10 protein-coding genes and 2 tRNA genes are annotated in these 12,942 nt (G+C 41.1%); 10 read left to right on the top strand and 2 right to left on the bottom strand.

The window, feature by feature from the left end:
• Positions 1-11 precede the first annotated feature (11 nt).
• Positions 12-85 (bottom strand) — tRNA-Thr (locus FOC45_RS02630).
• 70 nt (positions 86-155) lie between these two features.
• Entirely contained in the window at positions 156-413 is a 258-nt protein-coding gene (locus FOC45_RS02625; RefSeq protein WP_009389210.1) for a hypothetical protein, read from the bottom strand.
• 70 nt (positions 414-483) lie between these two features.
• Between FOC45_RS02625 and FOC45_RS02620 the strand changes: the two genes are divergently transcribed.
• The 10 genes from FOC45_RS02620 (at position 484) to FOC45_RS02575 (ending at position 12,796) form a co-directional block, all read left to right on the top strand.
• Complete coding sequence (locus FOC45_RS02620; protein ID WP_009389209.1) at positions 484-792, top strand: DUF4286 family protein; 309 nt, start codon at positions 484-486, stop codon at positions 790-792.
• Between the two features lie 238 nt (positions 793-1,030).
• The gene (locus FOC45_RS02615; protein WP_009388549.1) at positions 1,031-2,089 is read left to right on the top strand and encodes a hypothetical protein; all 1,059 of its coding nucleotides are present in this window, start codon (positions 1,031-1,033) and stop codon (positions 2,087-2,089) included.
• 15 nt (positions 2,090-2,104) lie between these two features.
• Positions 2,105-3,706, top strand: coding sequence for an OmpP1/FadL family transporter (locus FOC45_RS02610; RefSeq protein WP_009388550.1), 1,602 nt, complete (start codon positions 2,105-2,107; stop codon positions 3,704-3,706).
• 151 nt (positions 3,707-3,857) lie between these two features.
• Entirely contained in the window at positions 3,858-5,075 is a 1,218-nt protein-coding gene (locus FOC45_RS02605; RefSeq protein ID WP_034539413.1) for an RsmB/NOP family class I SAM-dependent RNA methyltransferase, read from the top strand.
• A gap of 173 nt (positions 5,076-5,248) precedes the next feature.
• Positions 5,249-7,258 (top strand): thioredoxin family protein, encoded by a 2,010-nt coding sequence (locus FOC45_RS02600; RefSeq protein ID WP_009388552.1) that lies wholly within the window; start codon positions 5,249-5,251, stop codon positions 7,256-7,258.
• Positions 7,259-7,268: 10 nt separating this feature from the next.
• Positions 7,269-8,921: a S41 family peptidase gene (locus tag FOC45_RS02595; RefSeq protein WP_009388553.1), complete on the top strand. Its 1,653-nt coding sequence runs from the start codon at positions 7,269-7,271 to the stop codon at positions 8,919-8,921.
• 3 nt (positions 8,922-8,924) lie between these two features.
• Complete coding sequence (gene proS / locus FOC45_RS02590; RefSeq protein WP_009388554.1) at positions 8,925-10,403, top strand: proline--tRNA ligase; 1,479 nt, start codon at positions 8,925-8,927, stop codon at positions 10,401-10,403.
• 85 nt (positions 10,404-10,488) lie between these two features.
• Positions 10,489-11,160: a hypothetical protein gene (locus FOC45_RS02585; protein ID WP_009388555.1), complete on the top strand. Its 672-nt coding sequence runs from the start codon at positions 10,489-10,491 to the stop codon at positions 11,158-11,160.
• A gap of 80 nt (positions 11,161-11,240) precedes the next feature.
• Positions 11,241-12,584 carry a dGTP triphosphohydrolase gene (dgt, locus tag FOC45_RS02580; RefSeq protein ID WP_009388556.1) on the top strand — a complete coding sequence of 448 codons (1,344 nt, stop codon included), beginning with the start codon at positions 11,241-11,243 and terminating at the stop codon, positions 12,582-12,584.
• Between the two features lie 138 nt (positions 12,585-12,722).
• Positions 12,723-12,796: transfer RNA gene (locus FOC45_RS02575), tRNA-Asp, on the top strand.
• The last annotated feature ends 146 nt before the right edge of the window (positions 12,797-12,942 follow it).

The raw sequence follows: 12,942 nt of genomic DNA, 5'->3' as shown, positions 1-12,942 counted from the left end.
TTATTTATTTGAGCCGGTGGAGGGAGTCGAACCCACGACCCCGAGATTACAAATCACGTGCTCTAGCCAACTGAGCTACACCGGCACTCTGCTTATTTGCGGGTGCAAAGATAACACCTTTTTTTGTAAATATGCAAATGTTTTTTGAACATTTTTTAAGCTAATTGATTTAGCTTTTGTATAAATGCTCCTGCTCTTTCTTCAAACTCTCTTCTAACTTGCTTTAAATGAGCCCCTCTGCTTTCAACAGTTCTATCAGCTACTTTATCGATTAGAGTATCGAAAGTATTGACAATTTCAGTTATAAGAGCCTTACCTTCTTCTGTTTGCATTTTGCCTGTAAAATACACAGCATCAATAATATCACCTAAAACATAGTTGATATCTTTCTTTAAATCGCGGATACTTGCCATAGTCTAAATTATTTATTTTGAGTGCAAAGCTAAGAAATATTTCTTATCTTTGCAAAAAATAAAGTAATATATGTATATCTATAATTTGACAGCAGTCATTGACGAAAGTGTTTTCGAGGCGTGGCAACAGTGGTTAGCACACTCTTATCTGCCTGCTGTAAACGCCTCTGCATTAGTAGACAATGTACAAATAATGAGGGTATTAGATTCGACTGATAGGCATTATGCCATACACCACGAAATCAGCTCTGCTGCTAAACTGTCAGCTTTCTTAGAAGAGAAAATGCCACAACTTTTAGAAGAGGCTGCTGCTACTTTTGGAGAGAAGGCTCTTTTCTTTGGGACAAGATTGATGATTAGTGATGAAGGGGCTATTTAACAACCTAGTGGGCTGCGCCAGCTCGCCGACTTTCGTTCGTCACATACTCGGCTGTGCCAGCTCGCCGACTTTCGTTCGTCACATACTCGGCTATGCCAGCTCGCCGACTTTCGTTCGCTTATCCTTTGCTTATCCTTCGCTCAGTGTTCGGTGTAGATGGCTTCAAAAAAAATGGCATAAAAATTGTGATACTATTAGCAAGATGTTTGGTTTGACTTTATAAAAAAACTTATACAATATGAAAAAGAACTTACAAATCAACAAAAGATGGATGCACGTGTTACTGCTACTCGTGGCATCGTTTGCGCTACTTTCTTGCGGTGGTTATTATTACGCTGATGGGGTATATTACGACCCCGTACCTGAAAGACCTAGCTATTTGGAAATAGTAGAAGAACCTGCTTATACGCCTGTAGAAAATAGGTATACACCTAACCGCTACAAGGATTATTTCGGTGAAAAAGCACAGCAATACCGCCAAATGCCTGATACATCGGTTACACATTTTACCGATGTAAACAGCTATCGTTCTAACGCGACTTCGGGAGCTCCTGCCTACGGAGGCTGGGGTAGCAACCCTTCGCAAGTGAATGTGAATGTGTACAACAACAATCCGTGGGGGTATAATAGCTGGGGCTATAATAATTGGCATCCTAATTATTACGGCTATGACTCATACTACAGAAATAGAGCTCGCTGGAGCTTGTCATTTGGCTGGGGCTGGGGCAGTTATTACGACCCTTATTGGGGCTATAGTGGCTACTACGGTTATCGTCCGTACTATGGTGGGTACTATGATTACTACCCTTATTACGGATACAGTCCTTACTATGGGTATAGCCCTTATTATGGGTATTATCCTTACGGAGGTTACTATCCTTATTACGGATATTATTACGATTACCGACCAAGAGATTACTATTACGAACCAAGTCGTTCGTACGGCAATGGAGGGTCTTATAGCGGCAGAGGACGTGCTATTATAAGAGATGACAACTACAGAAGTAACGCTAACCGTTATGAAGATGGTAGAGGCTCTTATAATCGTTCGCAAAGCCAAGGATATTACAATAATAACGGCAACTATAGTGGTAGACCTTCTTACCAAAATCAGCAATATAACAATAATCCGCCAACAGGCTATGAGACCAGAAGAGCCTATGAATCGAACTCTAACTATTCCGGTAGAAGTTCTAACCATAGCAATAGCAGCAGCTCTGGCGGCAATTACAGCAGTGGTTCTTCTAACAGCAGCAGTAGCAGCAGTGGAGGATACAGAAGTTCAAATCGCGATTAAAAAATATTAAGAAAAATGAGAAAAATCAATTATATATTATTTTTAGGATTTTCTTTAGCAGCTATGGGTACTCAAGCTCAGAATTACACTGATGCTTTGCGCTATAGCACTGAAGAACTGACAGGTACCGCCCGTTTTAAGGCTATGAGCGGAGCATTTGGTGCCTTAGGTGGTGACCCTTCAGCCATAAATATCAATCCGGCAGGGAGTGCTATTTTCAACGCAAGCGAAATTTCGTTTAGCCTTAATAACAACAGCCAAAAGAGAGATATTAACTTCTTAGACCGAAGTGATAAGAAAAATAACAATGATTTTAACTTCAATCATTTCGGGGTTGTGTTTGCTATTCCTGATGTGTCGCCTACTGTTAAGAAATTGAGTTTTGGGTTTAATTATCAGTTAAGCAAAACTCTTGACAATGACAAGTTTTCTTATTCGGCTTACAATAATAAGGGCTTAGACGATTACTTTTTGGACTACGCTACCAAAGGTAATAATGGCAATCCTTTTAGCTTTGGTACTTTTGCAAGAGGATATAATTTAAACCAGCAGGAAGAGATAGGAGAGTATTATGCTACCTTAGGACGTAGAGAGGGGTATGCTGCCCAAATGGCTTATTTGGGATTGAAGGCTGGTCTTATCAACCCTAAGACGCTTTCGGCAGACAATACGGAATATGACCTTAGTGGTGATAATCTAGAACGCTTGCAAACCTATAAAATAGAGCGTTCGGGCTATGTAAATAAATACAATTTCAACTTTGCTTCGCAAATAGGGGATTTTATTTACTTAGGAATGAACTTAAATGCGCACAACATCAACGAAAAGGCGCTATATAGTGTAAAAGAAGATAACTTTAGAAGTTCAAACCCTTACCTACGCTATGCGAACCACAAACAATACATCAATACAACAGGTGAAGGCTTTTCGCTACAGCTAGGAAGTATCATCAAAGTAACTGATGAGTTGCGTTTAGGGGTAAGTTACCAATCGCCTACGTGGTATAAGATGAAAGAGGAGTCGCGCCAAGTGCTCTACGCTACTACAGGAGTGGCTACTACTACTTATGACCGTGATATAGAATTAGTGAATAGATATGGCGACCCTATATGGTATGAACGCGAATACAAATTCCGCACCCCCAGTGCGTGGACTGCTAGTGCTGCTTACCTGATAAAGAAAAGAGGTATCTTAAGCATTGATTACACCTACAGAGCCTACGATAATCTGAAATTCAGAAGTAATAATATGAAAGGCTATAACAGTGCTTTTGAAAACCAAATGGGTGATACCTCGACCCTACGCATAGGAGGAGAGTATAGAATACCTTTTAAATTAATAAAAGAAGACCCTAAGAGCACTAACTTTGTAAGCTTGCGAGCAGGTTATAGATACGCACAAAGTCCGTATAGGAAAACAACTGCAGTAGTAGGTGATCTGACAGGGTATTCGTTTGGGGCTGGTGTGACCTTGGGTGGTATTAGATTAGACGCTTCGTATGATGTGGCTAAACAAACAAACCTATACCAAATGTATGAGAATGTGCTGACCACTCCTGCTCATATAAAATCTACTTATGGTAACTTCTTGTTTACCTTCACAGCGCAACTTTTTTAGTGCGAGCTGCACAGGCAAAGTGCGAGCCGCACAAGCAGAGATGCTAGCACAGGCAGATAATTAAGAGACGGTGATGAGAAAAGCACCGTCTCATTTTTAGTATAAAAGCAATATTCAAATTTAGTATAAAACAACATTCAAAAAAAGTATTTTGAAATTACACAGAAATTTAGTGGATGCGGTGATTGAGGGACTCGGTTTTATTTTTACCGAAAATCAGTATGCCGATAAGGTAGTGGAAAAACTGCTGAAAAAAGATAAGCGCTGGGGGGCTCGGGATAGGGCTTTTGTGGCTGAAACGATTTACGATATAGTGCGCTGGAAACGCCTCTATGCGGAAATAGCTGAAGTATATGAACCCTTCAGCATACATAACCTACGTCGCCTTTTTGCAGTATGGGCTACCCTGAAAGGTGTTGCACTGCCTGACTGGGGAAACTACTTTGAAGATACCCCTACCAGACGCATCAAAGGGAAATTTGACGAGCTCTCTAAAATACGCAAATACCGCGAATCGGTGCCTGACTGGTTAGACGCTTTGGGAGAACAAGAACTGGGAGAGGCTCTCTGGACAGACGAACTGCACAGCTTGAACAGTTTAGCCCCCGTAGTATTGCGCGTAAATACCCTAAAAATAAGTCGTGATAGACTGCAGCAACTCCTCCGCGAGGAAGGGGTAGAAAGCTATCCGCTACAGCAGTATCCTGATGCTTTGCAATTGGTAGAGCGCAGTAACATCTTCAAAAGTCAATCTTTTAAAGACGGATTGTTTGAGGTGCAAGATGCCTCTTCGCAGAAAGTAGCTCCGTTTATGCAAATAGACAATAGCGTAAAACGCATTATTGACACTTGTGCTGGAGCTGGTGGTAAAACGCTTCATCTGGCAACCCTCTTGCAAAACAAAGGTCAGATTATAGCGATGGACATTTACGAGCAAAAGCTGCAAGAACTCAAACGAAGAGCACGCCGCAATGGGGCTTTCAACATAGAAACTAAGCTGATAGACCCTAAGCAACTGAAACGTATGCAAGGCAGTGCCGACCGCGTACTGATAGATGCGCCTTGTAGTGGGTTAGGTGTACTGCGCCGCAACCCTGATGCTAAATGGAAATTGCAACCTGAGTTTTTAGACCAGATACGCACTACCCAACAAGAAATATTGCAGCAGTATAGCAAACTGCTGAAAAAAGGCGGTAAGCTGGTATATGCGACTTGCTCGGTATTGCCTTCAGAAAACCACCAGCAAGTAGCGACTTTCTTAGCTTCGGAAGCTGGCAAGGATTTTAAATTAGAGGCTGAAGAAGTGATTTTTGCGCATCAATCGGGTTATGACGGTTTTTATATGGCGAGGCTCATTAATAATGGTTAATAGAAACCTCCCCCCCTTCACATACTCCGCTGCGCTAGCTCGCGGACTTCCTCCGAAGGGGGAGCTCATACACGAGCTTTATAATGGAAAAATACACTTTAGAAGTAACTTTAAAAATTGTACAAATCATTATTTTGTTGTAATTTTGCACCCTTAAATATAACGAACGACCAATGAAAAAACTCATTACATTACTACTTATTGCTTTTGTTGCGATAGCAAAGGCACAAATTTATACCCCTGTAAAGTGGTCTACCAGCGTTGAGAAAATCAATGATACTGAATATTACTTGGTAGCTAAGGCTACTATAGAGGCTGGTTGGAAGCTGTACGGACAGAACATCCCGCCCAATGGACCTATTCCGACTACTTTTGAATTTGAAAAAAACGCTGACTTTGAGCTTGTAGGGAAGACCGAAGAATCGACCCCTATACTGAAGCACGACAAAGTGTTTAATATGGAGATTTCTTATTTCCACAACCAAGCGGTATTTAAACAACACATAAAACTGCTTAATAAGGCAGCTACAAGCATCAAAGGGAGCGTAGAATTTATGAGTTGTAATGACAACAACTGCTCGCCCCCAGATACAGTAGATTTGGTATTTGAACTAACAGATAATGCCGCTGCCTCCGCAGGTGTTAGCCCACAATTCACCTTTAACAATCCGCCAGCAGACAATAACGCAGCGCCTGCTACGACTGTAAGCGAAACTAAAACAGAGGCAATAAACCCTACCCCTATTCACAATCAAGGTATTTGGACGATATTCTTTTTATCGTTTTTAGCTGGTTTTGCAGCTCTACTGACCCCTTGCGTATTCCCGATGATACCAATGACAGTGAGCTACTTTACTAAACAAAGTAAAACAAAGGCTAAGGGCATCAGAAATGCGATAACTTATGGTATTTCTATTATCGTGATTTACGTATTATTAGGCACGGTAGTAACTGCTATTTTTGGAGCTGATGTGCTAAACGCATTTTCAAGTAGCTTTTTGTTTAACCTTATATTCTTCCTTATTTTAGTAGTTTTTTCTATCTCATTTTTAGGTGCTTTTGAAATCACCCTACCCAGCTCGTGGAGTACTAAGATTGATGCCCAAGCCGATCGCAGTGGTTTTGTAGGTATCTTCTTTATGGCACTGGCCTTAGCCATTGTATCTTTCTCGTGCACAGGGCCTATAGTTGGTTCTTTATTAGTACAAGCAGCCTCGCAAGGGGGCATCGCCCCTATTATGGGAATGTTTGGGTTTTCATTAGCCATAGCCTTGCCTTTTGCACTATTTGCGGCTTTCCCAGGGTGGTTGCAATCACTCCCCAAATCAGGCGGTTGGATGAACACTGTGAAAGTAGTATTGGGCTTTTTGGAATTGGCATTGGCATTTAAATTCTTATCGAATGCTGACTTAGTGGTACAATACCACTGGATAGAACGCGAAGTATTTATCGCTATTTGGATAGCTATATTTGGCGCCCTTTCGTTATACTTATTTGGAAAAATACGTTTGCCACACGATGATGCTTCTGACCGCATATCAGTAGGGCGACTCATTTTGGGGCTACTCACTTTGAGTTTCACTATTTATATGATACCAGGGTTATGGGGTGCCCCTCTGAACCTTATCAACGCTTTTCCACCTCCACAACACTATAGCGAATCGCCATATGGAGTAGGTAAAGGAGCCGTTGGGGTAGAAGAAGGCGCGCTACCTGAAGGAGCCCACCTATTTAAGCCTCATAACATCATAACCTTTGACGATTACGACAAAGGATTGGCCTACGCTAAACAACAAAATAAGCCGGTACTATTAGATTTCACAGGCTGGTCGTGCGTAAACTGCCGACGTATGGAGCAAAACGTATGGCCTAAGCCGCAAGTGTTAGAGATACTCAAAAACGAAGTAGTACTTATCTCGCTATACGTAGATGACAAACGTCCGCTGCCAGAGAGTGAAATAAAACCTTCACAAATAAGAGAAGGCAAACTCATTAAGACTATAGGTCAGAAATGGAGTGAGTTTCAGACTCTGAAATACAAAGCTAACACACAGCCTTTTTATGTGCTGATGAACCACGAGGGCGAAAATTTAGTAGCCCCTATAGGGTATACCCCCGATACCGATGATGCTGATGAGTTTTACAAATGGCTCAGAAAAGGTATCACCGCCTTTGGCAAATAATAGCATTTAAATGAAAAACAAACTCTACATACTCCCTACTATTATCGGCATAACCTTGGCGATAGGGATTATCTTGGGACGGCAGTTAGCTAATTTTTATATTCCGAAACCGCCACCACCCCTCCCCTTCCCTATCAGCGATATAGACACCGTGCCCGAAAATCCTTATAAGGTAAAACTCGGACGGCTGATAGACTATATAGAGGAGGATTATGTGGATAATGTAAATACCGATAGTATAGTAGACCTGACCATCAATAGTATATTGCGAAAGTTAGACCCCCACTCTACCTACATCTCGAAAACAGATATACAAGAAGTAGCCGAGACGATGAGTGGTAAATTTGTAGGGGTAGGCATCAGTTTCTATATGTATAAAGATACGATTGCCGTTATCAGACCTATAGAAGGAAGTGATGCTATGAAGAAAGGTATCCGTTTTGGCGACCGCATACTGATGGCTAACAAAGATACCCTCTTTAAGAAACGGCTAAGCACCGATAAGATAAAGAATATACTGAAGGGGAAAATGGACTCGAAAGTAGACCTGACCATATACCGAAAGAGCAAAGACAGTATTTTCAGAATTCCTATTGAGCGGAAATTTATACCTATAAAAAGTATAGATTGCTTCTACAAAGTGAACGATACGCTGGGGTATATACGAATGAACCGGTTTGCCGAGACTACCTACAACGAATTTTCGACCGCCCTTAAAGCTCTTGAAAAAGAAGGGGTAAACAGCCTTATACTTGACTTGCGCAACAATAGCGGAGGATTCCTAAATGTAGGTATACAAATAGCCGATGAGTTTTTGCCTAAAAACAAAATGATAGTGTTTACCAAAAACAACCGCAAAGAGATAGAAGAAACCTTCTCTACTGAAGGGGGGCTATTTGAAGATAAGCCCGTGTTTATATTGGTAAATGAAAACACTGCCTCAGCCAGCGAGATAGTAGCAGGAGCGCTACAAGACAACGACCGAGGTGTGATAGTAGGCAGACGCACCTTTGGGAAAGGATTAGTACAGAGCGAAATGCCTCTACCTGATGGGTCGGCAGTACGGCTAACCACTGCGCGCTATTACACTCCTACAGGGCGGTCTATACAGAAGCCTTACGGTTTGGGACACCAGCGAGGGAGTTTTCAGATAGACAATGCTACCGTGCCTGACTCGCTGAAATTTACCACCCCTAAGGGAAAAGTAGTATATGGCGGAGGCGGTATTTACCCCGATGTATATGTGCCTATAGATATGAAGCCCGAAAGCTATTTGGTAAATGAAGTGCTGCGCTCAGGACTGACCAATTTCTTTCTGTTTGAGTATTTAGACAGTCACCCATCGCTAAACAGCAAGCCCCACAAGGCATACTTTATAACCGACTATAAAGTGCCGAAAGAGATGCTAATGGCCTTTGCTAAATTCTTAAGAAACAGGCGCATCAACCTAAATTTTGGCAAGAACAGCAATGAGATAGCTAAACACCTGAAGGCGAGCTTGGCTGAAATATGGTTTAACAACAATGTAGCGGGGCTTATTAGAAATCAGCACGATTTTTACATAGATGAATGCCTGCACTACTACCACCACAAAAGCACCTCTGCTACTAAGAAAGCAGCGAAGAGGCAAGCAACAAAAACTAATAAAAAGAGTACAAAATAATATATGAGTAAGAATCTAACATCAAGAAGTGAAGACTATTCGAAATGGTATAACGAATTGGTAGTAAAAGCCGATTTGGCAGAGAGTTCTGGCGTGCGCGGCTGTATGGTAATTAAGCCTTACGGCTATGCTATATGGGAAAAAATGCAAGCCGAACTCGACAGAATGTTTAAAGAAACAGGGCATACTAATGCTTATTTCCCTATATTTATACCTAAAAGCTATTTTGAGGCAGAAGAAAAGAACGCTGAAGGTTTTGCTAAAGAATGCGCGGTAGTAACCCACTACCGACTAAAAACTGACCCCAATGAAAAAGGGAAGCTAATAGTAGATCCTGAAGCAAAATTGGAAGAGGAGCTAATAGTGCGCCCTACCTCAGAATCTATCATCTGGAGTACGTACAAAAACTGGATACAGTCATACCGCGACCTACCTATCCTTATCAACCAATGGGCAAACGTGGTGCGCTGGGAAATGCGTACGCGCCTATTCCTGCGCACAGCAGAGTTTTTATGGCAAGAAGGGCACACTGCCCACGCTACTAAAGAAGAGGCTATAGAAGAATCGGAAAGAATGATGAATGTATATGCCAACTTTGTAGAAAACTTTATGGCTGTACCTGTAATCAGAGGGTTTAAAACAGAAACCGAGCGTTTTGCCGGTGCTGACGAAACCTATTGTATAGAAGCGATGATGCAAGACGGCAAAGCCCTACAAGCCGGCACTTCGCACTTCTTAGGACAAAACTTTGCTAAGGCTTTTGATGTGAAATACGCTACCAAAGACGGTAAGCAAGAATATGTATGGGCAAGCTCTTGGGGAGTATCGACCCGCTTGATGGGTGCCCTTATTATGACCCATAGCGATGACAACGGTTTGGTATTGCCTCCTAACTTAGCGCCTATACAGGTAGTAATCGTACCTATCTACAAAGGAGCCGCACAATTAGAAAGTGTAAGAGAGCGCATCAGTCCGCTAATGGAGGCTCTCAGAAAGCAAGGTATTAGTGTGAAGTTTGACGACCGCGATACTCAATCGCCAGGGTTTAAGTTTCACGAATACGAACTAAAAGGTGTACCTGTACGCTTAGCGGTAGGGCAACGCGATTTAGAAAATAACACCTTTGAAGTAGCGAGACGCGACACCCTAACTAAAGAAACCGTAAGCGGAGATGACATCATAGCACACATTGCTCAATTATTAAAAGAGATACAAGAGAATTTGTACAAAAGAGCTTTAGCCTACCGCGACAGCCATATAACAGAAGTGAACTCATACGAAGAGTTCAAAGAACTGTTAGAAACCAAAGGCGGCTTTTTTGCAGCTCACTGGGACGGCACTGCTGAAACAGAAGCTAAAATAAAAGAAGAAACTAAGGCTACTATCAGATGTATTCCTTTAGATGCTAAAGAAGAAAGTGGCGTATGTATGTACTCTGGTAAGCCTTCAAAGAAAAGAGTTCTGTTTGCTAAGGCCTATTAAAAAGAAAAAAAATACTGAAAAAATTTGGTAGTTATGCTAAAAAAGTATACCTTTGCCTTATAATAATTAAAAAAACATAATTACGATGAAAAAAATCATTTTATCATTAGTAGCAGTTTTTGCTTTTGGTGCTGTATCAGCACAAAATTTAGTATCTTCTAAAGGAGAACAATATCTTCCAAAACAAGGAGATTGGTCTATTGGTTTCAATGCAGGTAATGCTTTGAGATATGTTGGTAATGCTTTCAATGGCAACACTGGTAACAGCTCTGCAGATCTTTTTGAAGGACAAAGAGTTCTTAACTTTGGTACTGGCGTATTTTCTTCTACTGCTTCAGTAATTACTTTTGTAGGTAAAAAGTTTGATACTGACAACACCGCAACTCGCTACACAGCAAGCTTTAACTTCAACTTCGAAAAACAAAAAGACGTTGATGGTACTAGCAGTTTTGGTTTAGTAGCTGGCTATGGTAAAGAGTGGAGAAAAGGTACTACTCGCCTACAAGGTTACTACGGTGTAGATGGTTTAGTAGGTTTAGTTTCTCCTGCTAAAAAACAATTCGGATTTGGAATTGGTGCACAAGGTTTTGCAGGAGTTGAATACTTTATCTTCCCTAAAGTAGCTCTTGGTGCTCAATACACTTATGGTGTAGGTTTAGAATATGCTAGCAACGACAGCAACAATAGAATAAACTTTAACATCGGTAATGCAAATGGTTTAGGAGTTCTTTCTGCAACTCTTAACGCATACTTCTAATAGATATTGTCTGTTAGACTTTAAAAAAATTAGGGCTGAGTCTTTATAGATTCAGCCTTTATCTTTATAAATAAAAAAATATGATTTGGGAAAAACTACTTTCGCTTAATAAATACGGCGATACTGCTACAAGACTACGTATTAATGAAGATGAAACGCGCTTGAGCTTTGATATGGACTACGACCGCGTGGTCTTTTCGAGTGCCTTTAGGAGTCTGCAAGACAAAACACAGGTGATTCCGCTTTCTAAAATGGGCTTTGTACACACGCGTCTGACCCATAGTATAGAGGTATCGGTAGTAGGGCGCAGCTTAGGGCGTGCCGTAGGAAAACACCTACTAACGAAGTACCCTCATCTACGTGATTTAGGCTACCAAACCAACGATTTTGGCGCTATTATCGCAGCAGCTTCGGTAGCACACGACATCGGTAATCCGCCCTTTGGACATAGTGGTGAAAAGGCTATAGGTGAGTTCTTTCAATTCAAAAAAGGCACTGCTATTAAACATCTACTGACAGAAGTAGAGTATGCCGACCTATGCAATTTTGAGGGTAATGCCAACGGTTTTAGAATTGTAAACGAATCGCGGTTGGGAGTAGAGGGAGGATTACGCTTGACCTATGCTACTCTGGGAGCTTTTACCAAATATCCTAAAGAATCGCTACCTATACGACCTACTAAAAATATAGCCGACAAGAAATACGGCTTTTTTCAGGGTGATAAAGCATTTTTTAAGGAAGTAGCTGATACTTTAGGGCTTATCTCTACCAGCCAACAGGGCGAACTGCGATATGCACGCCACCCGCTAGCGTTTTTAGTAGAAGCTGCTGATGATATATGCTATACCATTATCGATTTTGAAGATGGTATTAATTTAGGACTTATCAGCGAAGAGGTAGCCTTAGAATATATGGGGGGCATCATATCGGATAGAATACATAGCGACAAATACGCCAAACTACAGACCAAAGAAGAGCGCATAGCTTATCTGAGGGCAGTGGCTATCGGTGCTTTAGTGCAAGATGCTACCGAGATTTTTATAGAAAATGAAGACGCTATACTAAACGGCAACTTCCACCAATCGCTATTGAGGCTCAGCAAATACCGCCACCAAATAACCGATGTAATAGACTGTAGTGTAGAGCATATCTACCAATCGGATGAAGTAGTAGAGAAAGAAGTGCAAGGTTATGTGATTTTGCAGCATCTTTTAGACATCTTTTTTACTGCTATTATCAACTTCGAAAACGGTAGAGAGACCTCTTTTGATAAATTATTGCTAAAAAAGTTGCCCGAAAAGTATCAGAAAAAAGGCAGTATTTACGACAAAGTGATGGGCATCACCTGCTATATAGCGAGTTTGACGGACAGTAAAGCCGTAGAATTGCACCTAAAAACGGCGAGTAGCACTAAAAATATATAATTTATAAAACACTGATAATCAGCAGTAATAAAATAAAATTAAAAAAAAGTTGTAATTTTTTTGCCGAAAAATTTGCAGGTAATAAAAATTGTTGTACTTTTGCAACCGCAATGAAGAAATGAATTGCACATCACTAAAGGTCTGGTAGTTCAGTTGGTTAGAATACATGCCTGTCACGCATGGGGTCGCGGGTTCGAGTCCCGTCCAGACCGCTTCATAAGATTTAGTTGTGTTGTTTTGTGTAAATATTTTTACACGGGTTTATAGTAAACCAATGAAAGCTTTCCTTTGTAAGGAGAGCTTTTATTTTTTGTGCTAATTATAAATTGTGAATTAGCAAATTATCCGTACCTTTGTC

Source organism: Capnocytophaga sp. FDAARGOS_737 (assembly GCF_009730375.1).
In the GTDB taxonomy this organism is placed as follows: domain Bacteria; phylum Bacteroidota; class Bacteroidia; order Flavobacteriales; family Flavobacteriaceae; genus Capnocytophaga; species Capnocytophaga leadbetteri.
The sequence above is the reverse complement of the archived record's forward strand: the minus strand, read 5'-3'. Positions and strand labels throughout refer to the sequence as shown.

What these genes read in the sequence shown, in the direction of transcription:
- FOC45_RS02625 (WP_009389210.1), bottom strand. Translation starts at nt 413, where the DNA reads ATGGCAAGTATCCGCGATTTAAAGAAAGATATCAACTATGTTTTAGGT.
- FOC45_RS02620 (WP_009389209.1), top strand. Translation starts at nt 484, where the DNA reads ATGTATATCTATAATTTGACAGCAGTCATTGACGAAAGTGTTTTCGAG.
- FOC45_RS02615 (WP_009388549.1), top strand. Translation starts at nt 1,031, where the DNA reads ATGAAAAAGAACTTACAAATCAACAAAAGATGGATGCACGTGTTACTG.
- FOC45_RS02610 (WP_009388550.1), top strand. Translation starts at nt 2,105, where the DNA reads ATGAGAAAAATCAATTATATATTATTTTTAGGATTTTCTTTAGCAGCT.
- FOC45_RS02600 (WP_009388552.1), top strand. Translation starts at nt 5,249, where the DNA reads ATGAAAAAACTCATTACATTACTACTTATTGCTTTTGTTGCGATAGCA.
- FOC45_RS02595 (WP_009388553.1), top strand. Translation starts at nt 7,269, where the DNA reads ATGAAAAACAAACTCTACATACTCCCTACTATTATCGGCATAACCTTG.
- proS (WP_009388554.1), top strand. Translation starts at nt 8,925, where the DNA reads ATGAGTAAGAATCTAACATCAAGAAGTGAAGACTATTCGAAATGGTAT.
- FOC45_RS02585 (WP_009388555.1), top strand. Translation starts at nt 10,489, where the DNA reads ATGAAAAAAATCATTTTATCATTAGTAGCAGTTTTTGCTTTTGGTGCT.
- dgt (WP_009388556.1), top strand. Translation starts at nt 11,241, where the DNA reads ATGATTTGGGAAAAACTACTTTCGCTTAATAAATACGGCGATACTGCT.